Source organism: Nostoc sp. DedVER02, from assembly GCF_034530675.2.
Taxonomy (GTDB): Bacteria; Cyanobacteriota; Cyanobacteriia; order Cyanobacteriales; family Nostocaceae; genus Nostoc.
In genome coordinates, this window is the sequence record NZ_JAVRCP020000023.1 from 12,881 (window position 1) to 36,900 (window position 24,020).

General features: G+C 40.6%; 21 protein-coding genes. 10 read left to right on the top strand and 11 right to left on the bottom strand.

Annotated features, from left to right (window positions below; all coding sequences use genetic code 11):
• Window positions 1-193: 193 nt before the first annotated feature.
• Window positions 194-1,114, top strand: a complete 921-nt coding sequence (locus RMZ41_RS21290; RefSeq protein ID WP_322641061.1) for a YsnF/AvaK domain-containing protein — start codon at window positions 194-196, stop codon at window positions 1,112-1,114.
• Between the two features lie 121 nt (window positions 1,115-1,235).
• Window positions 1,236-2,156, top strand: a complete 921-nt coding sequence (locus RMZ41_RS21295) for an ion channel (protein ID WP_322641062.1) — start codon at window positions 1,236-1,238, stop codon at window positions 2,154-2,156.
• A 56-nt stretch (window positions 2,157-2,212) separates the two neighbouring features.
• Here RMZ41_RS21295 and RMZ41_RS21300 read toward each other — a convergent pair whose 3' ends face one another.
• Entirely contained in the window at window positions 2,213-2,407 is a 195-nt protein-coding gene (locus RMZ41_RS21300; RefSeq protein WP_322641063.1) for a hypothetical protein, read from the bottom strand.
• 380 nt (window positions 2,408-2,787) lie between these two features.
• Between RMZ41_RS21300 and RMZ41_RS21305 the strand changes: the two genes are divergently transcribed.
• The 4 genes from RMZ41_RS21305 (at window position 2,788) to RMZ41_RS21320 (ending at window position 8,475) form a co-directional block, all read left to right on the top strand.
• The gene (locus tag RMZ41_RS21305) at window positions 2,788-4,506 is read left to right on the top strand and encodes an alpha/beta hydrolase (protein WP_322641064.1); all 1,719 of its coding nucleotides are present in this window, start codon (window positions 2,788-2,790) and stop codon (window positions 4,504-4,506) included.
• 1,061 nt (window positions 4,507-5,567) lie between these two features.
• Window positions 5,568-6,440, top strand: coding sequence for an SDR family NAD(P)-dependent oxidoreductase (locus tag RMZ41_RS21310; protein ID WP_322641065.1), 873 nt, complete (start codon window positions 5,568-5,570; stop codon window positions 6,438-6,440).
• Between the two features lie 227 nt (window positions 6,441-6,667).
• Window positions 6,668-6,823, top strand: coding sequence for a hypothetical protein (locus RMZ41_RS21315; RefSeq protein WP_409875709.1), 156 nt, complete (start codon window positions 6,668-6,670; stop codon window positions 6,821-6,823).
• A 152-nt stretch (window positions 6,824-6,975) separates the two neighbouring features.
• On the top strand, window positions 6,976-8,475 hold the full coding sequence (locus tag RMZ41_RS21320) for a glycosyl hydrolase family 57 (RefSeq protein ID WP_322641067.1): 1,500 nt from the start codon (window positions 6,976-6,978) through the stop codon (window positions 8,473-8,475).
• Window positions 8,476-8,711: 236 nt separating this feature from the next.
• On the opposite strand, the gene RMZ41_RS21325 is transcribed toward RMZ41_RS21320, so the two are convergent.
• The gene (locus RMZ41_RS21325) at window positions 8,712-10,070 is read right to left on the bottom strand and encodes a sensor histidine kinase (RefSeq protein ID WP_322641068.1); all 1,359 of its coding nucleotides are present in this window, start codon (window positions 10,068-10,070) and stop codon (window positions 8,712-8,714) included.
• A gap of 263 nt (window positions 10,071-10,333) precedes the next feature.
• Here RMZ41_RS21325 and RMZ41_RS21330 point away from each other — a divergent pair, with 263 nt between their 5' ends.
• Window positions 10,334-11,140, top strand: coding sequence for a Uma2 family endonuclease (locus tag RMZ41_RS21330; RefSeq protein ID WP_322641069.1), 807 nt, complete (start codon window positions 10,334-10,336; stop codon window positions 11,138-11,140).
• An 85-nt stretch (window positions 11,141-11,225) separates the two neighbouring features.
• Window positions 11,226-12,356, top strand: coding sequence for an S-layer homology domain-containing protein (locus tag RMZ41_RS21335; RefSeq protein WP_322641070.1), 1,131 nt, complete (start codon window positions 11,226-11,228; stop codon window positions 12,354-12,356).
• 139 nt (window positions 12,357-12,495) lie between these two features.
• Here RMZ41_RS21335 and RMZ41_RS21340 read toward each other — a convergent pair whose 3' ends face one another.
• Window positions 12,496-12,933: a CAAD domain-containing protein gene (locus RMZ41_RS21340; RefSeq protein WP_322641071.1), complete on the bottom strand. Its 438-nt coding sequence runs from the start codon at window positions 12,931-12,933 to the stop codon at window positions 12,496-12,498.
• A 1,049-nt stretch (window positions 12,934-13,982) separates the two neighbouring features.
• On the opposite strand from RMZ41_RS21340, the gene RMZ41_RS21345 reads away from it, so the two are divergent.
• Window positions 13,983-15,707 carry an ATP-binding protein gene (locus RMZ41_RS21345; protein ID WP_322641072.1) on the top strand — a complete coding sequence of 575 codons (1,725 nt, stop codon included), beginning with the start codon at window positions 13,983-13,985 and terminating at the stop codon, window positions 15,705-15,707.
• Window positions 15,708-15,808: 101 nt separating this feature from the next.
• Here RMZ41_RS21345 and RMZ41_RS21350 read toward each other — a convergent pair whose 3' ends face one another.
• From RMZ41_RS21350 to RMZ41_RS21365, 4 genes are all read right to left on the bottom strand, one after another.
• Window positions 15,809-16,522 carry a carbonic anhydrase gene (locus tag RMZ41_RS21350; protein WP_322641073.1) on the bottom strand — a complete coding sequence of 238 codons (714 nt, stop codon included), beginning with the start codon at window positions 16,520-16,522 and terminating at the stop codon, window positions 15,809-15,811.
• Window positions 16,523-16,537: 15 nt separating this feature from the next.
• Window positions 16,538-16,849, bottom strand: coding sequence for a P-II family nitrogen regulator (locus tag RMZ41_RS21355; RefSeq protein WP_322641074.1), 312 nt, complete (start codon window positions 16,847-16,849; stop codon window positions 16,538-16,540).
• Window positions 16,850-16,853: 4 nt separating this feature from the next.
• Window positions 16,854-17,822 carry a sodium-dependent bicarbonate transport family permease gene (locus tag RMZ41_RS21360; protein ID WP_322641075.1) on the bottom strand — a complete coding sequence of 323 codons (969 nt, stop codon included), beginning with the start codon at window positions 17,820-17,822 and terminating at the stop codon, window positions 16,854-16,856.
• Between the two features lie 424 nt (window positions 17,823-18,246).
• Entirely contained in the window at window positions 18,247-18,498 is a 252-nt protein-coding gene (locus tag RMZ41_RS21365) for a hypothetical protein (RefSeq protein ID WP_322641076.1), read from the bottom strand.
• Window positions 18,499-18,678: 180 nt separating this feature from the next.
• Between RMZ41_RS21365 and pcrA the strand changes: the two genes are divergently transcribed.
• On the top strand, window positions 18,679-21,000 hold the full coding sequence (gene pcrA / locus RMZ41_RS21370) for a DNA helicase PcrA (RefSeq protein WP_322641077.1): 2,322 nt from the start codon (window positions 18,679-18,681) through the stop codon (window positions 20,998-21,000).
• A gap of 43 nt (window positions 21,001-21,043) precedes the next feature.
• Here pcrA and RMZ41_RS21375 read toward each other — a convergent pair whose 3' ends face one another.
• The 4 genes from RMZ41_RS21375 to RMZ41_RS21390 form a co-directional block, all read right to left on the bottom strand.
• The gene (locus RMZ41_RS21375) at window positions 21,044-21,337 is read right to left on the bottom strand and encodes an antibiotic biosynthesis monooxygenase (RefSeq protein WP_322641078.1); all 294 of its coding nucleotides are present in this window, start codon (window positions 21,335-21,337) and stop codon (window positions 21,044-21,046) included.
• A 284-nt stretch (window positions 21,338-21,621) separates the two neighbouring features.
• Complete coding sequence (locus RMZ41_RS21380; protein ID WP_322641079.1) at window positions 21,622-22,047, bottom strand: retron system putative HNH endonuclease; 426 nt, start codon at window positions 22,045-22,047, stop codon at window positions 21,622-21,624.
• Window positions 22,044-23,429 (bottom strand): AAA family ATPase, encoded by a 1,386-nt coding sequence (locus tag RMZ41_RS21385; protein WP_322641080.1) that lies wholly within the window; start codon window positions 23,427-23,429, stop codon window positions 22,044-22,046. Before RMZ41_RS21385 ends, RMZ41_RS21380 begins: the two co-directional genes overlap by 4 nt.
• A gap of 57 nt (window positions 23,430-23,486) precedes the next feature.
• Window positions 23,487-24,020, bottom strand: a complete 534-nt coding sequence (locus RMZ41_RS21390) for a GAF domain-containing protein (RefSeq protein WP_322641081.1) — start codon at window positions 24,018-24,020, stop codon at window positions 23,487-23,489.

Consider the following 24,020-nt stretch of genomic DNA (forward strand, 5'->3'; position numbering starts at 1 on the left):
TACAGTACAGGTGAGGCTGTATAATTAGCTTTGCCTGTGCTTGCAATATCAACATTGCTTTAGCTTTTGGATTGCGAATATTGATCTGAATATGAGTTAGAGAAATGCATTGATTATAAAGATTTTCTAAATGTTATTCAGATGACTAATACATTTAATTTAGCTAAATAGAAACATTATGAATAGCCAACCGATGACAAAAAACATTGGACAGGCAAGGTCTGACTTTCGCACTAGCACCTCACTAGCAGATTTAAGAAAGAAGGTGAACAACTTTACTGTGTTCGATCGGCAAGGTCAGCTAGTAGGGGTAGTTCATGATTTAATTGTGGATAATAATCGCCGATTAAACCTAGTTATATCTAATCAGGTGAGTCCACAAACCCTAGAATATGGTCAGCAGTTAGCCAATAAACATCCTTCTTTATTTAGATTGCAGAGCCAGAGAATAAAAAAAATCGATAAGCCGACTAAATCTGTTTTCATAGACTTAAACAAATCAGAAATTGAATATATGCCTGAATATTTAGAAACAGGAACACCAGGCGATTCCTATCAGCAACCTGCTCCGTATGTTGCCCCACTATCAGATAACTCAACTGAGCAACTAGTCAACGAGCAAACTATAAATAGCCCAGTTGAGGCAATAAACTCAGAAGAAGTCAGCGAAGAACAGATCATTCGTCTACTAGAAGAACGCCTATTAGTTGAAAGCAGTAAGCGAAAAGTTGGTGAGGTGATTGTTCGCAAAGTAATCGAAACCCGGATGGTACAAGTTCCTGTCCGGCGTGAAAGGCTGATTGTGGAACAAATTAGCCCAGAACACAAACAACTTGCAGAAATTGATTTAGATCAAGGGGAAATTTCTGGTATTGACTTGACGGGAGTAGAAGGACTTGAAGTGACACCTTTTGACAGTGGTTTAACGGTAAGCGGCGAATTTAGCTCACCGAAAACTGCTAGTTTATTGTTGAATGCGATCGCACTAGAGCAAAATCACAGCTGCGATCGCGTGCGTATTACCATTGCTGTTGAAGATGAGTCACATCAGCAAAAATACCAGGAGTGGTTTGACCGTTGTTCTCAAGGTCAATCACCAAAGCCTGAAAAATAAGTTTCTAGCAGATAAATTAGTAGGGTGGGCATTGCCTACCCTATTTTTTTTGCTGATTTAATAACTTCAGCCCGGAGAATGTCAAAATACTAAGCAGTTGCCGTTCTTTTGGCTACTTGCAATGAAATTTCGACTGAAGAGACTTTCACGGAAGAAACAACAGCGCCAGCGTCTGATCCCACCTATTCAGATTCAAGTTAAAGATGGAAAATTGGAGATTATTGGTATGGGTGCATGGTATTCTTACTGGCGCGATCCCTACCATTTACTCTTAACAATTCCCTGGATTGGCTTTCTATTCATAATTTGTAGTTCTTATGTAACTATTAATGCTCTATTTGCCCTAGCTTACTTAATAGGGGGAGATTGTATTGCCAACGCCCGACCTGGCTCTTTTTTAGATGTCTTTTTCTTTAGCGTGCAAACCCTAGCATCCATCGGCTATGGGGCAATGTATCCTAAAACAACTTACGCCAACATTATTGTCACCATTGAAGCAATGATCGGTTTGGTAGGAATCGCTGTGATGACGGGACTAGCCTTTGCTCGATTCTCCCGACCTACAGCCCGTGTGCTTTTTAGCCGTGTTGCTGTAATTACACCTCATAATGCAATGCCGACTCTCATATTTCGCACCGCTAATAAGCGTCGCAATATGATTCTGGAGGCGCAAATGCGAGTCTACTTAATGCGCGATGAAGTAACTTTAGAAGGGCAATTTATACGTCGGTTTCACGATCTCAAACTGCTGAGAAACCAAACACCTAGCTTCACATTAAGCTGGTCAGTAATGCATGTCATTGATGAGTTTAGTCCTCTATATGGGATGACACCAGAATCGTTAACTCAAACAAATACTATGCTCGTTATCTCTTTAAGTGGCATTGATGAAACGGTTGCACAAGTAGTCCATGCCCGTCATAGCTATAGTGCTAATGAGATTTTATGGAACAATCAATTTGTTGATATCTTATACCACACAGCCGATGGACATCGCTACATTGATTACAACCGCTTCCACGATGTCTTACCTTTGGATTAAATGCTTTAGATTCCCAATGGGAATTGGGAATTGGGAATGCTTTAAATACCTGAAAATTAATCGGCAGCCTGATTCGGCGAGGGTTGTAGGGCTTTAACAATAACTCGACCATTTTCAACTACAGTGCAATTTTTAACCACACTCTTGCTGTGGTTAACTGGTACATCCTGGCACTGGTTTTGGTGTGAGATATTTTGCTCCTGTTGTTGGTTGAGGACAACAACACAACAGGCGCAGGAGGAAAGGGACATATAAATTATTTTGATCTCTATATCTATTATCGCGCTACTGATGCTGTTTGGCTGAAAAATTTGCTATTGATGTAAGTATTTTCTTTCTTCTGCTTGTAGCCTGTTTGATATATCTATAGCGGTTATCGTTTACGTTAGGTATACCCATAAGGAACGGTACTCGCAATATAATCTTGTACCGCTATATAACTTTTCCCGATCAGATGAGGTGTATCATAGCCCCCTCCTTGCTTGCGGGGAGGGGGTTGGGGGTGGGGTTCTTGTATCTCACCAGACTGGAAAACGCTATAAACCAATTAAATAGGAAAGCGGTTATACATACCGCCCCGCTTTCCTTTCTATCCACAATTGTTTGCCAGGGTTAGACAGTAGGTTTTCTAATGAAAAAATTTTTGAGATACCTGGGTTTAGGTTTGTTATCTACTTTTTTGACTTCTACTCCCGGATTGGCAGCTGAACGCATTAGCTTTTTTTATCCTCCCTTTGGCGAATTCTCGTTGTCGGTAGACTCGCTGGAAACTTTTGCGAAAGTTGGTAAAATCGATCAAGATTTTTCATTTTATGCTAGCCGTGCTACGCCCCAACAACTCGCTCAACTGCGGGATCTGCTCCAGCAACGGTTCAATATCACTCCTACTTTGGTGTCTCAGGTGACTTACTCACCTATAGGCAAACAAGTAATGGAACAACTGGGAAAATTACTCCTCACTGAGTCTCGACAGAATGGCTTCTATGCCATACGTGCCTCTTTGATTTTGGCTGCTGCTGACAAACAAGAGGGTTTAACAGTTGTGAATTTGCTGCGGAAATTTCCTAGCAATACTGTGCGGGTGAATTTCACAGAGGGGTTAAGGATAGTTGATGACTTGTCACAATTAATCAAGAAAAAGGATGAAGTTGTAGCTTCTCTTCAAAAAGAAGCGATCGCTCAAGCAGCCAATTCAACCGTTGACTTCTCAAAACAACCAGATTTGCGATCGCCAGGAAAATTACTCTGGCAGAAAAAAAGCCTAGAGTTAAATGACTTTTCTCGTTCGCGCCGTCTACCGATAGATATCTATTTACCTACAACTCAAAACTCAGAACTGGCTGAACGTCCCGCTAATACAGATCAAAGTTCTCTGTCGTCTCCCTTTCCTCTGATTATAATTTCTCATGGCATCGCCTCAGACCGCTCTACCTTTGTCTATCTGGCTGAACATCTAGCATCCTATGGTTTTGCGGTTGCTGTACTAGAACACCCTGGTAGTAATGCCAAACGCTTTCAGGATTACTTTGCGGGTTTGGCAAGGCCACCAGAACCAGCAGAATTTATCAACCGATCTTTGGATATCAAGTATCTACTCGACGAACTCCAGCGTCTAGATAAATCCGATCCCAGCCTCCAGAGAAAACTTAATTTTCAGCAAGTTGGGGCGATTGGTCAGTCTTTTGGCGGTTATACTGTTTTGACTCTAGCAGGAGCAAAGATTAACTTTGAGCAACTGCGCCAAGATTGTAATCCCAATTATTCATCCTTTAATTTGTCGCTCTTGTTGCAGTGTGAAGCAATTAAGTTGCCTCCAAAAGATTATGAACTCAAAGACGATCGCATCAAAGCAATCATGGCGATTAATCCGATTGACAGTTCAGTTTTGGGTCAGAGCAGCCTGAGTCAAATTAAAATACCTGTAATGCTGGTAGCAGGTAGTCAAGATATTTTTGCCCCACCCGTATTTGAGCAAATTCGCCCCTTCACGTGGCTTCCTGAATCCAATAAGTACCTAGCTTTGATCGAAAACGCCACCCACTTTTCAGCGATCGCCGAACCTACTCCTGAAAATGATGTCTTACCTGTGCCACCTGCCTTACTAGGCCCCGATCGCGATGCTGTTTATTCCTATCTCAATGCCCTCAGCGTCGCTTTTATGGAAACTCATCTCCTCAATCGCCCTGAATACCGTTCCTATTTGCAGCCATCTTATGCCACTTTTATCAGTAAAGAGCCGCTTAATCTCAGTATTTTACAGTCGTTATCGATAGCTCAACTTAATCAAATATCGAGTGAGTCAACTCCCCAGTCAGGCAAACTATCAAATCCTCAACCTACCCCGCGTTAGTTATAAGGGACTTCCAAATAAAAAACGCTTTAAAGGCAGGGGGCAGGGGGCAGGGCAATACGGTTCGGATAAGCATTTTTCATTTTCCTTGTGATCTGGGGAAAGGGTAAGGGGTAAAGGGTAAAGGATGTATTCAAAACCTTTCCCCTTTCCCCTTTTCCCTTTAACCGACAAGTATTGCCTTCTGCCTTTTTAAGTAAATATACGGTATGTGTTGGAAGGCAGAATATTAGAACTTACAGCAAGATCCCCGGTTTCTCTAAGAAGTTAGGGATCTTGCTATTCAGGAATGATTTAAATTTGCGATGCTACAAGTCTCAAAGATTCCTCTGATAAACTCAAAGCTAAACCCAAACCAATTACTATTTACACTAAAGTTTCAACAGATAAAACGCTGTTGTAATTTGCATTAATAATGATGTCATAGCCCTCTCCTATTATTTAAAAATATCCAAGCTCAGAAACCTTTATTGTCAAAAAATCAGTAAATATGCTGATAGAAATATGCCGATAAATCAGTAAGTCTAACTATTGCAACCATCAACCAAAATCCTATAGGTCTTTTTTGTTCCTAAAGGATGAATTAGATATAGAAATTGCCCAAAACAGAGCTATTTGTCATGAAAATGAGATATTCGTACTTAGGGATTTATAAAAACTTATTTAAGAAAGTCTTTTATATATATATGCTTGTCATGAAGAACTATTAAGAAATCCTATTAAAGAATATTGCAATACCTTGATTTAATTGCTAACGTGTGTATGACAACGATGCTGATGAACGCTCTGATCTAGGAGAAATAAAATCTATGAGCTATACCCATTCAGCCAAGTGTGTTGAGCTTTGAGGGGTTAAAAACGAGAGGTTTCTGCCTCGTATAGACAATTATGAGGGATTGCAGATTAACCAAGAAATATCTCGTTGCTATTAGTTTCAGTTTGATTTTAATTACGATTAATTATTTGTCTTACCTTATGCCAACAAGTGAGTAGCTCAAGATTTGTGTGTATCGGCAATAACGAAGAGGTTGGTAAGACTTAGATTTTGGAGGATAAAACTAATGGAGATTCAAGGTAAAGTTGCCCTGATTACAGGGGCTTCGCGTGGGATTGGACGAGCGATCGCTCTGGAATTAGCGCAACAAGGCATCAAACGACTGATATTGGTAGCACGCGATCGCCAAAAGTTAGTTGAGGTAGCTAACGAAATCAAGGCGATGGGAACAGAAACAGCGATCGTGGCATTAGATTTAACTCAAACAATTGAAGTAAATATCGCTGTTGCCCAACTGTGGCGCAATTTTGGACAGATTCACTTGCTAGTTAACTGTGCGGGAGTCGCATACCAAACTTCATTTTTGCAATCTAAAATGCCCCAAGTTCAAGAAGAAATTTCTGTGAACTTGTTAGGGATGTACAACCTTACTAGTCTGATAGCTAGACGTATGGCTAGCCAAAGACAAGGCACAATCGTCAATGTATCGAGTCTGATGGGGAAAGTTGCAGCCCCGACAATGGCGACTTACTCAGCTACTAAGTTTGCCATCTTAGGATTTACCCAAGCTTTACGCCAAGAACTCGCTGAACACAATATCCGAGTCATTGCATTACTACCTTCCCTCACAGACACAGACATGGTGCGCGACTTAAAATTATTTCGCTGGGTGATCCCCATGACTCCCCAGGAAGTGGCTAAAGCACTCGTCGCCGGAATGCAAAATGATTCACCAGAAATTTTAGTCGGATGGCAAAGTCATTTAGCCGTATTATGTCAACGCCTCGCCCCTTGGTTGCTAGAACTAATTTTACGAATCGCAACTCCGCCAGCACGAAAAAGACAACAGCCTGGTGAAAGGCTGAACAAGCTGATCCCGAAACTGAGCTTTTTGACGAGAATCCATCGTTTCAGTGATTTGTTCTTGTCAAGAACATGATTTGTTACATCTACATTTTTAGAGGCGATCGCCTCCTTAATCTGCGGTCAATTGCTTTTACCTTTAAAGTTAAAACAGGACTACCCGACCCAATTAACTAGATTGACTGCAATCGGCAATCCTTACACTACCCAACGCAATCGGCTTCTAATACCGTTTAACTTTAATAACGATACAAATACCTTAGTAGAGCCACGCGATTTATGTAACGTCGGGTCAACTAATCTTTGCAGGTCGATGCATTGGCATTGCAGGTCGATGCATTGGCATTGCAAGTCGGTGCATTGGCATTGCAAGTCGGTGCATTGGCATTGCAAGTCGATGCATTGGCATTGCAAATCAAGATGTGGGGTAGCTTTAAAAAACTTGTGTGTACGCCATAGCCTTACTTGCAGTGAGCAGAGTGGGGAACTTGAGTATATCACTCACTTGAGAACCATTATCTCAACAGATGGTAAATAAACTTTATCAATAAATATGTTATTAGATACTCATGTAGATTTTATAGACATAACTTATTTCGGAGCAGCCAAAAATGCTTTCCTTCCCTACAACTCTCACTCCTTTGCCCGAAATCATTGATGGCTTACCGAATATTTCTGGTTGGGAGACAGAGGTTCTCTCTGTAGTCAACCACGATCGACCAGTATTTTTACCAACAACTAATATTCGCTTAGAAGATGTAAATGCTGTATTTGCGATCGCCTTACACATGCACCAGCCAACTATACCTGCTGGAAATGGCGGTACACTGATCAGCAATCTGCAATATATGTTTGAACATCCCAACGAGGGGGATAACCACAATGCAAATCCGTTTGCATATTGTTATAGCCGCATGGGAGACATGATCCCCGAACTTGTAAATCAAGGTTGCAATCCGCGTGTGATGTTGGATTACTCAGGTAATCTGTTGTGGGGACTGCGCCAAATGGGACGCGGTGATGTTCTCGATAGCCTTAAACGAATTACCTGCGACTCAACCTATCAACCTTATGTAGAATGGCTGGGCACAATGTGGGGTCATGCAGTTATTCCTTCCACACCCATAGCAGATATTAAATTGCATATCGTTGCATGGCAACATCACTTTGCGGCAATTTTTGGCTGGGAAGCACTAGCGCGAGTCAAAGGATTTTCGCCTCCAGAAATGCACCTCCCCAATCATCCCGACGCTCTCTTTGAATTTGTAAAAGCGCTAAAAGAATGTGGATATCGCTGGTTACTCGTTCAAGAACATTCTGTAGAAACAATTAGCGGTCAATCTCTTACCCACAAACATTTACCACATCGTCTAATTGCCCGCAATTCTCAAGGCGAAACAATTAGTATTACAGCCTTAATTAAAACTCAAGGTTCGGATACTAAATTAGTTGCACAAATGCAGCCTTATTATGAAGCTAAAACATTATCTAAACAACAAATTGGCAGTGTATTTGTACCACCAATAGTTAGCCAAATTGGAGATGGTGAAAATGGCGGCGTGATGATGAATGAATTCCCAAGTGCTTTTAAACAAGCTTGGTGGGATATGGTCAATAACGGCGGAGGAAAATCTGGTGTAGTCGGGATGTGCGGTACAGAATATTTAGAATTAATAGAAGCTGCTGGATGCAACCCTGAAGATTATCCAACTTGCCAACCAGTAGGACAACATCAGATTTGGGAGAGAGTTTCACCAGACAATAATCAACCGGAAGCTGTAGAAAATGCAATTCAAGAATTAAAAAAAACAAACTCTAATTTTCATCTAGATGGAGCCTCATGGACAAATCATATCAGTTGGGTAAAAGGATATGAAAATGTCTTATCTCCTATGTATCAATTAAGCAGTTTATTCCATCAAAAATTCGATCCATTACAGCAAACGGATTCAGCAGAACCTTTTACTAGACAATCACACTACCGTAACGTTCTTCTACATAATCTTTTGCTAGAAACCAGTTGTTTTCGTTATTGGGGACAAGGTGCTTGGACTGATTACGCACGGGAAATTTATCAACGTGGCGAAAGCTCGCTAAAAACGATATTTTAATAAAAATTGAAGGAGGCAGGAGGTAGAAGGTTCCGATCAGTTTGGGATTCAAACGCCTCCTGTTGCGCCAGCTTCTCGAAGGGTACGGGAGTCACCAAATTTTAAATTTGATGGGGTCTTAAACTTATAAAATAATCATTGAAATACGATTTCATGCTGATTTCAAAATCGGTATTTTAAGAGTATTTTTCTGAAAAATTTGTTCACGTTTTGGTCAATTTTATAAATGTATATTACTACACCAAAGGTAACAATATTTCAAATTTTGTACCTATACCAATCTGTGAATGGAAATTTAATTTACCACCATGTCTCACGGTGATAATTCGATAACTTACTGCTAAACTAGTATTTTTACTATTCTTTGTTTCGAGAGAGAAAGAATCCATAATTTGCTGTTGTAATTCTTGAGACATTCCAGGGCCATTGTCAGCAATGCGAATTAAGATCCAACGAGAATCGGGTGCATTTGAGTTACTTGCTTCTTGCGAAATTACTTCTGTAGTAATCTCAATTCTAGGTTTTTGAACAGTCTTTGTCTCTTCTGAATGCAACTGCTGTCGCACTGCTTCATTAAGTAAAGTATCTACAACTTCGCTGAAAATATTCATCAAAACCTGGTTTATCTGCCCCATAAAGCAATACACTGGGGGCAATTGACCGTAGTATTTGACTATTTCAATTTCTCCTTGAAGGCGACTATTAATTAACAGTATAATACTATCTATACAAGCATGTAAATCTACTGGTTTTGGATAAAGCTCATCAATATGACAGAAATTTTGTAAACTAGTAACGAGTTTTTTTAATCTTTCTGCTCCAGTGCGGATACTAGCAAGCGATCGCGACAAATCTTGTTCTAAAAAATCAAATTCAATCTCTTCTTTAATCTGATTAATTGTTTGGGAAACTGATGGTAACTCTTGCTCGTAAGCAGCTATCAGCTTGAGTAAATCTTGACTGTAGTTTGAAACATAAGTGAGATTACCCCAAATAAAACCCACTGGGTCTAAAATTTCGTGTGCTACGCCGTCTACTAAACGTCCCAGATTTGCCATTTTATCATTTTGGATCATTTGGGCTTGACTGCGTTCATACCGCACCAAATTGTCAATTCCTCGAATTTGCCAAGAAATAACGTTCAATTCTTGGATATCTAACAGTTTATAAGCACCAGATTCTGTCTCTACTACAATTGGTTCGGCTAATAATTCTGGCGATCGCTTTAAGCTAAGTTGCATCGCAGTTAAAATCGATGTTGTATCAGCAAGGACTAACATCGGTATCCGCGCATAGCTGTAGAGAACAGCTAATGGTTCCTGAACAAATAACTCTTGTCCGAATGGGCGAATCAAAAATTCCAGCAGTCGCAGCCGCGAAATCATCCCAATGAACTTTCCCTGTTCTACCAAAATTACTCCTGGTAGCAAGGGGTATCTTTCCAAAAAACTAGCTACTTCCATACCAGTGTGACTTGTTTCCACTGGAAAGTCATACATTGGTAGTTCTTGGAGGGTTGAATCTAAACTGAGTTCGCGATCGCTACCAAGAGACAAAAATGGCGGTGATATTTGGCTACTGTATTCTTCTGACACTAGACACCCTGATTTTTTCCAAGCTTGGGTAAACAATAAGTTAATATTTTACATTCTGCCACCCGAGAAATTCGGTTTCGTTTCAGGTATCTAATAAAACTATTGGTATCTCAGCGTGAAAATAGTTCTCAGGTAACTCGAAGTAATTGGCGTGCGATTTATAAACTGAGTGGAGAATATTTAGAGAGCGATGTCTACGACGGGCTACGCCTACGCAAGCTAAACTTAAAAATAACCTTTACAAACAGTGCAAAGGTAGTGTTATGACTTCTGTAACCAATCCACCCAGCGCCCTCACTCCTTTCCCTGACCATACCCAGCTTCCAGAGTCTGATGGAACCTTTGTGAAAAACTGGCAAGAGCATCCCCAAAGTCTCCTACTAACTGACTCGATTACGCCCATCCTCAAAGAATTAAATCCTGACGATCAATATTGCATTGGCCAGGATTTAGGCATTTACTGGCGGTTGACCGATCCCCTTGAAAAAGGCGCAGAAGCACCAGATTGGTTTTATGTACCAAATGTACCGTTTTTGCTAAATGGGCAAACGCGACGTTCTTATGTATTGTGGCGAGAGTTTATTGCCCCGTTGATCGTCTTGGAATTTGTCTCTGGAGACGGTAGCGAAGAACGAGATAAAACTCCTTGGAAGGGTAAATTTTGGATTTATGAGCAGGTAATTCGTCCTCCCTTCTACGGCATTTATGAAGTGAATAAAGCCAGTATAGAAGTTTATCATCTGATTGAAGGACAGTATCAGATTTTACCCGCAAATGAACGAGGACATTATCCTATCGTTCCTTTGGGTGTTGAATTAGGTTTATGGCAGGGAGTTTATCAAAATGTGGAATTACCCTGGTTGCGTTGGTGGGATTCACAAGGTAATTTGCTGTTGAGTGGCGATGAAAGAGCCGAACAGGAATCCCAAAGGGCTGAACAGGAACGCCAAAGGGCTGAACAGGAACGCCAAAAGGCTGAACAGGAATCCCAAAGGGCTGAACAGGAACGCCAAAGAGCCGATCGCCTAACTGCCCAACTGCGATCGCTTGGCATTGAACCAGAAGCCTAGTATTTTCCTGTAAATTACGAATTACGAATTAAATCTGTGGCTTAATTTGTTTAGACACAATGTTACTGCTACCAGGGTAATCACAATGACAAATAGACCTCCTTCTGAACCGGAGTCATCCCAAAGAACTGCTCTTGGCTTTGATGAATTTATAGCTATTCTGGTTGCCTTTAGCACTATCGGAGCGATTCTTTTTTGGTCATTGTCCCGCAGGGATTCTAGCTGGAACTTCAACGGGCTGCTGTCTTCTTCCACTCCATCGCCTAGTGTTCAACCAAATCAACTATTGCCCTCTACTCCCAAAGTAGAACCCAATGTAGTCCCCAACAACGTTTTGCCTTCTTCTCCACCGCAGGCTGTTGTTGAACCCACTACACCTTCATTACCAACGAACAGCGCCCCAACCCGCGCAGTGGTACTACCTGCTCAGGTAATCCCGGCTCAACCACAACAACCACAGACACCTGCATCCTCTTCAGCAGGAGTTCAGTCATCAATTAAATCATCAGCATTGCCTTTAGTAACTCCAGCAAAACAAAAATCTATTATTCCGCCGCCAATTGCATTTAACGATGTACCGACTAACTTTTGGGGTCGGCGTTTCATAGATGTTCTTTCTTCCCGTAGTATTCTCAAGGGGTTTCCTGATTATTCATTTAGACCAAATCAGCCTGTAAACCGTGCTGAATTTGCTGCTATAGTCCAAAAAGCCTTTGACCAAGAACCATCTAAGACTGCGATCGCATTTCAAGATGTACCAGCAAAATTCTGGGCAACTCCAGCCATTAACCAAGCCATCAGTGACGGATTTCTCACAGGCTACCCGAAAAAAACCTTCAAACCACAAGAAAATATTTCACGAGTGCAAGTTTTAGTTGCCCTTGTTAGTGGGTTGAATTTGAAAGCACCCACTTCCCCAAATAAGATTTTAAGTGTCTATAAGGATGCTAAAGATATTCCACCTTATGCTGTTGGCAAAATAGCCGCTGCTACAACCAATGGTCTGGTAGTTAACTATCCAAATCCACAAATCCTTGCTCCCAACAAAGTAGCTAGTCGGGCTGAAGTTGCAGCGATGATTCATCAAGCTTTAGTAAAACGGGGCAAGCTGGAGGCAATTTCATCTCCAAGTATAGTGCGATTGCCCAGCGCCTCTCCAGAAATTTCGCGCACTCCCAAGGCTAAAGTATCCCCAAAATCACCATCTCAACAATAATTCGTAATTCGTAATTACAGCAGTTTGCAACTTTGAAAGAAGTCTGAACGCTGATTTGCGGCGTTCAGACTTCGGTGATTTAGAATTAGAACGTACTCTTACATAGAAGTACGTCTCGTAGAGAAGCAATAATTAGATATTAAGCTTCTGGTATTTGTTTACCAACCACTTGTGATTTCAAAGTGGTGATTTCACTAGTTAGCTCTTTCCTGGTTGAGGCTTTGAGTAAATAGCGGTAAACAAACCAGGCAGAGTAACCAATACCTATCAATTCAAAAGTAGGCGCTACTAAGGGAATATCATTCAAAGCATCTAATATTGCCAACAGTACTTTAACCCCAACAATCGATCCCACAATTAAACCAACTGTTACCAGGGGTTGCTTATATTGATTAAAGAAGCTTCCCAAATATTCTGGCAATGTTGCTAAAAAGGTAGAAATTTGCTCCCCGTATTTTAGCCATTCGTCTTGAGACTGTGCGGGAGGCTGAAGTTTAGTGATGGTTCCCGTTTGGGCGTTAATCTCTGCCACTGTAGTCTCTTTGGATGCGGTTTCAGTAAATTCTTGTTCTGGCATTTTCACTCCCATTAATTTGACAGTTGAGTTTTTCTAATCTGGATAATTACAACCAAAAAGTTGTTGATTAGGTAATGCACAAGTGCATCAGTACAAATTGGTTAAAGGGCACAAAAGGGTTTTAGTGTCCTATAACTATAATTGCCCGTAATATCTACTGCATCAACTACAAGGTAGACAGTCAGTAGGGGGATAGAATTCAGAAGGCAGCAGGATGTATTATAATCGGCCTTCTAAGTTCTTTTCTGAATCAACTAGAATCCTCTGGTTGTGATTATCCCATTCCGTGTCATTTGCTCATAATCGTACTAAATCTAAGTACAAATCAGGCAAAAATCAGCCCACCTCTCATTTATATAAGCCTAAAAGCCGATTTTAGCCAATATTAAAGCTATCTTAAGCCGCGTTCGTCCATTAACGCATTCGTCTTGATATTAATACGTAACAAAACTTTTTTTATATACCTAAAGACTTGACTTTTATGTTGTCTTACGATATTGGTGTCTTGGGATTGGATATAAGGAAGAAATAATCAATGCCAATACTTCTCTACGAGAGGCTGCACCCTAAGCGTTCGCGTAGCTTGCTTCCTCGCAGGGGACGCTCAGTACAACTACCCCATACCCCATGCCCCATGCCCAATACTCAATGCCCCACAATCAAACCTTTTGTTTTTTCCTGATTGTATTAATTTTAGAAGGAAGCAGTAAGGTAGACTAGTGGCGTACCTGATGCCAAAAACTCATTACTATCAACTGTATATCGAGGAAAGTGTTGTGGGAAATAGAAGACAGTCTGAGGCTGATCTTTAGTGCAGTAAATTATTCATTGCTGCTGAAAAAAGTGAATTCTATTCCTATCAGTAAGTGTACTTAGCAACATTGCTATCAAAATAACTCATAGTATATAAGGTTGTGCTAATTATCTAGGGATCTTTGATTTGCTATTGCTATAAAACAAGATAATGTAAATGTTAATCACCAATTAAACTGTTTGTACAAGCTAAACCGATTTGGTAATTTTTGCGGGAAGGCAAGGAGGTTTGAGAAATGCCAACTCAAAAGCCAACCCCTATCGACAGCAGTTCAGAAAGCAAAAAAGTGTCAGCCCAAGAGCAATCGACAGATGAACTACCTACCATAGAATTTCCCTCAAGAGGGAAGCTCAAAGCCAGTTCTTGGCGTATACATCAAAAAATTGGCTATGGGTACTTTGTAGCTATAGGAATTGGCTTTTTTGGCTCACTAACTGGGTTAGTGATTGCCAACTACTACCGGGGAACGGAAGTTAGACAATTTAATCAGGCTTATGCACAAGGACAACTACTGAGTAATTATAAAGATGCAGTAGTAGGGGCACAATTACATAGCTCTAATCTGGTTGCTGTATTAGAAAATTCACAACAGCTGCAAAGCAAAAAAGCTGATTTTCTAAAAAATGTTGAAAAAGCCAAGGAATTAGAGTCAGAAATTTCTGGATTTATCGACAGTAAACCTAAAAGACTAGCAGCAACAAGTTCGACTTTACAAACCTTATTGCTGGATTACAAGAATAATTTAAAAGCTTACGTTGACCAAATCGAGGCCGTCTTAGAGAAAATTAACTCCCAAAAAGTTCAGCCTCAGCAGATTTCTTCTGCCCGATCGCAGTTATTGACAATTATGCGTGGTGAAACAGCCATGCGGCTCGATCAGCTTTCGCAAAACTTGGCTAACATCCTACAAACTGCTGAATATCAAGAGCAAGAAAGGCAAAAAGCGGTTGAGCAGGCAAAAGTAGTTGAGCGCTTCATCGTGATTTTGAGTATGCTCGTTTCGGTAGCGATCGCAGCTATTGTAGCTTGGCGTACTAGTCGGGCGATCGCTGAACCAGTTATCACCGTCACCCAGGTAGCTGAACAAGTGGCGCGGAAACATAATTTTGATTTACGAGCGCCTGTCACCACTGAAGATGAAATTGGCCTACTCGCCAAATCTCTAAATCGTCTGATTGAGCGAGTATCTGAGCGAACCAAAGAGCTACAACAAGCTAAAGAATTAGCTGAAGCTGCTAGCAAGGCAAAAAGCGTATTTTTAGCCAATGTCAGCCACGAATTACGCACACCACTAAATGCTGTCATTGGCTTAAGCCAACTTCTAGAAGACGACGCTACCGATCTTGGTTTATCGCCAGACTTTATCACCGACTTAGAAACAATTAACTCTGCTGGTAAACATCTACTGCACTTGATTAACGAAATCCTCGACTTGTCAAAAATTGAAGCGGGGAAAATGACTCTCTATCCAGAGACATTCGAGATTGCAAATCTGATTAATAACGTTGTTCTCACAGTCAAACCAGCGATAGAAAAAAATGCCAATGTTTTAGAAGTAGATTTTGATGACCAACTTGGCACTATGTACGCCGATCAAACTAGGATGCGTCAGGTGTTGTTAAACTTATTAAGCAACGCCAGTAAATTCACTACAAACGGCAAAGTGACGCTGACAGTCAACAGAGAAAAGGATGAAGTACGCCTAGATGCTCCTTTGGGAATGATTACTTTTACCGTTACCGACACAGGTATAGGTATGTCTAACCGTCAACAGCAGCAGTTATTTCAACCTTTTACACAAGGAGATACTTCGACTACGAAAAAGTATGGAGGTACGGGACTGGGGTTAGCAATTAGCCGTCATTTTTGTCAGATGATGGGTGGTGAGATTATTGTTAAAAGTCAGCCGGGACTTGGTTCTACTTTCACTATTCGTCTGCCAATGACTGTGCAGGATTGAAGGGATTGGGAATTGGGAATTGGGAATTGGGAATTGGGGTAAAACAGTTTTGAGTTCTGAGTTAAGGAATGAGATTCTCCGCTCAGGACTCAAACTATGAATTAAGCAATTATACTTACTTTACCTGTGTCCAAGTCGTAACGACCGCCCACAATCTTCAATTTACCGGACTGCACCTGCTCATTTAAAAGCTTTGATTTTTGCAACCGTTCAATTTGATATTGCACATTTGCTACCACAGCATTTTCAACCGCATCACCGGGCTGATCCTTGACCTTTTTCAGGGCTGGCTTAATTGCCTTCACAAAAGTACTAATATCACCGGGTAACGATTCCTTTTTTACAGCTGCGGTTACTGCCCCACAACGCTCATGGCCCATCACCATCAGCAGTGGAGAACCTAACAAGACAACGGCATATTCAATACTACCGATCGCTTCATGTGTGGCGATATTTCCGGCAATCCGAATATCAAAGATATCTCCGATGCCTTGATCGAAAACAATTTCTGCGGGTACTCGTGAATCCGCGCAACTAAGAATAGTTGCAAATGGATGTTGAGCTTGGGCAACTTCCTTCAACCGCAGTGCTGATTGATCGGGATATTGGGGTTGATGCTCAACAAATCGCTGATTTCCTTCTATCAGCTTTTGCAATGCGGCATCGGGATTCAGAGGTTGAGGGAGGTTTGGAGGTGTTTCGTCAGCTTTAGCCTGTTCCACCCGCCAGAGGAAATCACTGGCAGTTAATGCCATTCCAAATGCCCCAGTGATTCCCAACTTTAAAAAGTCACGACGTTCTATAAAATGCTTCATTGAATTTATAATTTTTTACATTGACGCGACACATCTGACAGAGCGAATTTCCATCACATCCGAAACGTAGCAAGTACCTCCGAATTTGTTGAGAAGTGGTTTGAGATTTTCTACAACACGCTTGAGTTCTTCTGGCATACAAAACGCGAGGATGTAAACATTATCAAGCATGGTCATGTCTAAATCTTCTGTCGTTCCTCGTAATCCTTTGCCAGCAACATTTCGGATTATGGCATGGTTATGTACACCCGACTTGTCTAAATTATCTAAAATTTTGGCAAGTTCAAAGGAGTTAGCGATAATTTCTATCTTTTTAACTACGTGCATATTATTACCTCCAAAATAGGTTAATTCCGTAGAGATATAACGGAATTCCCACAATAATATTGAACGGGAATGTCACTGCTATGGCGGTAGAAACATACAGGCTGGGATTTGCTTCGGGAACAGTCATCCGCATAGCCGCCGGGACAGCGATGTAAGAAGCACTGGCACACAATACAGCGAATAATAGCGAATCTCCGCGAGGCATACCGATCAATTTGGCGATCGCTAACCCAATGCCTGCATTGACTATTGGAATTAGTATGGCAAATAAAATCAGGAAAACTCCGGTTTTTTGCAAGTCTTTAATTCTTCTAGCAGCGACTAGTCCCATGTCCAGTAAAAAGAAGGTGAGAACGCCATAAAACAACCCTTGAGTAAAAGGTTCTAATGCGTGCCAACCGCGTTCTCCTGTCAAGACACCTATTAATAGACTACCGACTAATAGAAATACTGAACTATTAAGAAATGCTTCTTGCAAAACTTCCGGCCACGAAAACTCTCGTTTTCCATCGGCGGTGAATATATTCACCAAAATTAGACCAACTATAATCGCTGGAGATTCCATCAGGGCAAGGGCTGCCACCATGTAACCATCAAAAGCAATGCCAAGCTCAGTTAAAAAAGCGCTAGCTGTGATGAAAGTGACGGCACTGATAGAACCGTAGGTTGCTGCGATCGCAGCCGCATCGTAAGTATCCAATTTCCACTTTAGGATAAAAAAGGTGTAAATTGGAACAACACAAGCCATCATCATCGCTGCCGCGAGTGTTAGAATTACATCCTGAGTTACACCGCTTTTGATTAGTTCTACTCCCCCTTTAAAACCAATCGCCATCAGCAGATACAACGAAAATAGTTTGGGTACTGGTGCAGGAATTTCTAGATCGGACTTGACAAAAACAGCAGTCATACCTAAAAAGAAAAATAGGATTGGCGGATTCAAAATGTTGGATACAATTAAGCTGAGATCCATATCCACCCCTCCTTGTATTGGTTAAACCTGAAATTAAAGAAAATTTGCATCTTTAAAAACTTACCGGTTGAATCATGATGTATTGTGTATCGATACCTAATATCAATTGGGTACTCAAGGAGCGATCGTCCTTTTGGTAACAATACTTATTGGTTAGGTGTTAATTAGGGCTGAGAGCAAAAAAGTTAAAGCTTGTCCAGCATTTTTTAATGTTAGATTCCCCGTCGCTGATCTTACGACAGAAAGGGTAAGCAGAACTCGTTAGCGACCTATTTAGCTTAGAAAAAATTAACGTATTTTAGGGGCAATTTATGAATTGCTTCTACACAAACCTTGCTTAAATATCCTGCTTGCTCAAAATGACGGTCAGATGTAAAGACTTGAGTAATCTAGGCAGATGTGAAGACAAAAACTTTCATCAAATTTATGATTCTCGCTTTGGCATCCCATAGAGATAATGGTCATGCTGGTGTGCCAAATCGCTAATATCTGTATCAACTGCACAATTTTGAATCAACTGCCTCAGCTTATCCCAATCTGAGTCTTCTGGCGTTGCTGGCTTAGGTGTGCGGTTTTCTTCGACAAACACAATTATCACTAAATGCCCCTTATGCCCTTCAATTAGTTCATTACGATGAACCACACCGTTTTGCAATGTGCCTTTAACTGACAGCATCGCTTTTTCTTGCTTCTACATAAATTATGATAAAGTACCATTCTGGTTAAGAATATTGCCACACAATCTTTATTGACCAAGTTTCGTTAGGATATTGTAACCTGGGCAATAGCAACTCTCTATTGATGTGACACCAGGCGACGGCGAATAGCCCGTCGTAGACATCGCTTTTTCACATCCATGACAACAACCATCGACTTTCTCAGCCACCTTAACCCCAGCCAACGTCAAGCTGTCGAACACTACTGTGGCCCGTTGCTAGTTGTTGCTGGCGCAGGTTCCGGTAAAACACGAGCGCTGACTTATCGTATTGCGAATCTGATTCTGAAACACCATGTTGATCCAGAAAATATCCTGGCGGTTACTTTTACCAATAAAGCCGCGCGGGAAATGAAAGAACGGATTCAACGGCTGTTTGCGGAACAACTGGCGATGAAACAACACGGTCAGAGATTGGATTTGTTGACAGAATATCAACAAACGCAATTGCGATCGCAAGTTTACAAAAACACGATCAAAGATTTATGGTGTGGCACTTTCCACAGTCTATTTTCTCGCATCCTCCGCTTTGATATTGAAAAATATGTAGATGAAAAAGGACGCAAGTGGAATCGCAATTTCTCTATCTTTGATGAATCAGATGTGATGAGTTTGATCAAAGAAATCGTCAATAAACAGCTAAATTTAGACGATAAGAAGTTTGATGCCCGCTCCGTCCGCTACGCTATTAGTAACGCTAAAAACCAAGGTTTATCGCCCCAAGAATTTGAGCAAGATCAACCCAATTATCGCGGACGGGTAATTGCTCAAGTCTATAGTTTATATCAAGATAAGTTAGCAGAAAATAATGCACTCGATTTTGACGATCTCATTCTCGTACCAACTAGATTATTTCAGCAAAACGAGCAAGTATTGGGTTATTGGCATCGTAAGTTTCGCCATATCCTCGTAGATGAATATCAGGATACTAACCGCACTCAGTATCAACTTATTAATTTATTAGTTACTAATGGCGAAACTAAAAAGAGCGAATGGGAATGGCAAAATCGCTCAGTTTTTGTTGTTGGTGATGCAGACCAATCAATTTATAGCTTTCGGATGGCAGATTTCACCATCTTGCTAGGATTTCAGGAAGATTTTGGTGATGGTTTGGTAGATGATGATACCCGAACGATGGTTAAGCTGGAAGAAAATTATCGTTCTTGTGAAAACATTCTGCAAGCAGCTAATGAACTGATTGAGAATAACACCCAACGGATTGATAAAATTCTGAAGCCAACGCGGGGGCCGGGTGAGCAAATTACTTGTCACAAAGCCGATGAAGAACTTGCAGAAGCGGCATTTGTAATCGATCAAATTAACACTTTAAAAAACCAAAATCCAGAGTTAGACTGGGGCAGTTTTGCTATACTTTATCGGACAAACGCCCAATCTCGACCCTTTGAAGAATTGTTAGTGAAATATCAAATTCCTTACACAGTTGTAGGGGGAATGAGATTTTACGATCGCAAAGAAATCAAAGATGTCATCGCGTATTTAAGAGCGATCGCTAACCCATCTGATACAGTCAGTTTATTACGAGTTATCAATACTCCCCGGCGAGGAGTTGGCAAAACCACTATTGATGCTTTGATGAACGCCTCCCAGCAACTAGGGACAACTTTGTGGGAAATACTCAGCGACGAAACATCAGTTAATACATTAGCTGGACGGGCAACAAAAGCTGTAAATAACTTTGCCGCAATGATTAGCCGTTGGCAAGGGCAAATTGGCACGCTTCCTGTGACAGAGGTTTTGCAAGGAATCCTAGAAGATTCTGGTTACGTTCAAGACTTGATGAATCAAGGCACAGATGAAGCCACAGATCGGGTACAAAACGTTCAGGAACTTTACAACGCCGCACTGCAATTTCAAGAAGAAAACGAAGAGGTTTCACTACAGGACTTTTTAAATAGTGCCGCCCTCAGTTCTGATTTGGATAACTTAAAAGAAGGACAGACAGCCGTTTCTTTGATGACTTTGCACGCTTCCAAAGGTTTGGAATTTCCCGTAGTATTTTTAGTGGGATTAGAACAAGGGCTATTTCCTGGCTACCGTTCCCTAAGCGATCCTGCATCTTTAGAAGAAGAACGCCGCCTATGTTATGTGGGGATTACTCGCGCTCAAGAAAGGTTATATTTATCACACGCGCGGGAACGGCGTTTGTATGGTTCGCGGGAACCTGCTGTGCGATCGCAATTCCTCGACGAACTCCCAGAAGAATTATTATCTACCAAACGCGCAAGCCGTCAAAGTTATACCAAAAGTGCCTCTACTTCTAATGGCAAACAAGACGCAACCCAGACTTGGCAAGTAGGTGATAGAGTCTTACACAAAACTTTTGGTCTTGGTGAAATCACCCATGTCTTCGGAACAGGTAATAAAATGTCTGTAGCAATCAAATTTGCCAGCTTGGGACAAAAAATTGTTGACCCAAGAGTAGCACAGTTGCAAAAAGTTTGAAAACAAAATTCTCAACTTTTCAAAAAAGTAGGGGATCTTGCTTTCATATTTCAACTTCTTCAAAGTGTTCAACAGTGGGAAATGGATCATAAAAATGATGCAGAAGTTTTTTCCACTCTTGATACTCAATAGAATTTCTAAATCCTACAGTATGAGAGTCTAAAGTTTCCCATCTGACAAGTAATAGATATTTACCTTGGACTTCTATACATTTATGCAATTCATGGGATAAATATCCATCTATTGAAGAAATAATTTTAGAAGCTTTTTTGAAAGCAGCTTCAAAATCGGATTCTAGATCATGTTTAACAGGAAGTATAACTACCTCAAGAATCATAAAGTTTTCCAGTGAGTATTAAGCTAATGTTATTTAGTATAATGTGATGTCTACAACGGGCTACGCCATTAAGACTAATTTTTTAGTAAATAGATAATCGCAGCACAAAACTCTTCGTAATATCCTTTAGAATCAGTTTCACTAAAGCCTAAAATTAAGTCTTGTCTCTCTTCCTCTGTGATCGTATTAATAATTTCTAATATTGGCTCAAGAGCTTTGGCACGTAAATCTTTCAGCTTGTTAATATTGAGTGCAAGTTTATCAATTGTTGTTTCAGCAGCTAATTACTTTTCTGAATGATTTGTCGCCAAAATCTGGCCATCATCAGTGTACCTAAAGAACTCAGCACAGTTGACATCTAGAGGTGAAATCATCAGATTGTCATCGTACCATTTATCTTTTATTTTCCCACAATGGAGAGGTTCTTTACGTACTGTATCTTTTTGGCATGATGCCAGTATATTTGTGTATTCTAGCGCTAATTGAGGATAAGTTGTTCTTGGTTTTAAATGTTCAAAATGGCTATCATCAATATTAATCCGTCTTCCACAGTAACAGCAAATAAAACCTTGCTCTTGTAACAAGGAATTATGTACATCGGTTTTTTGTGGTTTGCTGAAGTCGTACCAACTTGGTTGCCAATCCTCATTTGCTAGATTTTTCCAAACGGTAAAACTTTCTGGCTCCTCACTTTTTTTGATATATTTCACCGCTTCAAAATCTCTTTACGTCGAATAGATACACTTGCTTTTACTAATTCTGGTTCATCTTGCCCAATAATATCAGCAATTTCCTGAGATAATTGTCTAGCACCATCAAGATTTCCTTCATCAATGAGTCTAAATAACTCATGTAGACGATCTTTAATTTCTTGTGGACGTGCTGGGACACCCATAAGGTCTTCTAAGATACGATTACTATCTCTCCCAAAGGAACTTTCTGGTCTTTTAACAACAACACCCTCGTCTGTCTTTTCTAGAATATAAATTCCTTCCGGCTTGACTTGGCTAATTACTTGAGGAGAATGGGTGGTGACAATAAATTGACAATTCGGGAATGTTCTTGTCAAAGCCGGAATAATTTCTCGTTGCCATTTAGGGTGTAGATGTAGTTCAATTTCATCAATTAAAACAACACCATTACCCTGGAGTGGATCTGGTAAACTAGGGTTAGCGATCGCTAATCGTCTTGCTAAATCTCCAACCATTGCCAACAAGCATTTCTCTCCATCAGATAGTTGATTGATAATTAGTTCCTTACCCTGTTTCTGTACAGTCATTCTTAAGGGCGATCTCTCAACTCGCAACTTTGAGAAATTGGGTTCCAAAGAACCAATCGCTCCTCTGACCGATTCCAACTGTCTATCTCGATAATTCAGGTGATCCCGCCGCAGTTCATTTTCTAAATCTTCTCGATTTCTGAACCATTCAAAAAAGCTTTTGAAATCAATTTTTCCCCCTGTAAGTGACTGTTCATAGGAATCTATCTGCTTAAATTCATATTTCTCTGCAATCTCCAAGGGAATATCAATAACTGCACGATTGACTGGGTAGTAAACTGCCAAGGGTAAATTCACTTGAGGATTAGATTCTATCTGAATACGTAGCTCATCTATCACTAATTTCAAGTCTTTTGGTAGTACACCGACTACATTATCTTCTAACTCACTGGGTAAGCGTTTAAAATTTTGTCCTAACTCTGATTCCAAGATAATCTTCAAAGATTCATCCTGCTGCAACAATGCCATTGCTGCTATTACCTGAGTCAATGCACTAGTTAAACTTTTACGAACTTCATTTTTAATTTGAGTTAGCGATAAAGTAAATTCGCGCAATTCCAATAAAACTGTAATTTCGTTCTTTGTATCCTTGACTCCATTGCTAATGTCTTGTTTGTTAAATGATCGTATAGAATCAAGTGAGTTTTGAATACTTCCTGTAATTTGTGATACAAGAATAGCGAGACAATCAAGAATACTTGATTTCCCAACGCCATTGATGCCAATAAGTACAGTTGGTTCAGCTTCATCGAAATCAAGAGTCAAATCGCTGATTCCACGGAAGGATTGCATTTTCAAGCGCTTGACTTTCATAGCTTTAACCAGGCTGAACGTAATTTAATACAGTTAAGAAATCGGTAAGAAAAATAGCTAATCAAAAGTAGACTTGACATAATCAACCGCAATAGGCGTAATTTTCTCGACAAGATTATTAATCACTCCTCGTTCATATTCAGTCCAAATTCTAGGATGACCAAAAATGCAGGGTTGTAAAATTCCCCAAAGTTGCGAATCTTGACGGATATGAGCATGAATCAAGGCGCGATGTCCAAAATACTTCTGTTCAAATTCCCGATTCAAGACTTGAGGTTCAGCAGTTTCCACATCTTCGACAAAGATTGAAGGTTTGGCACGTAGCGCAGCCGCAAACATCGGATCATCATCTACTAAAGTTGGGGGTTGTGCTGCCCATTCTTCATTATAAACAGTAGGTACATCTGGAGTTCGAATCCAACAAAAGGCGACTCTACCGAGGTTATTTTCTGGATTGTGCAAGTATAAAAAACATCTATCAGACTGTAAAAAATCGCCTACAGCTGGTAATAGTGCAGAAAATATAGCATCTGGTGTTTGAGATGATTCTACAATATTTTTGAGTGCAGAAGGAAGTTCTTGCTGAGTCAT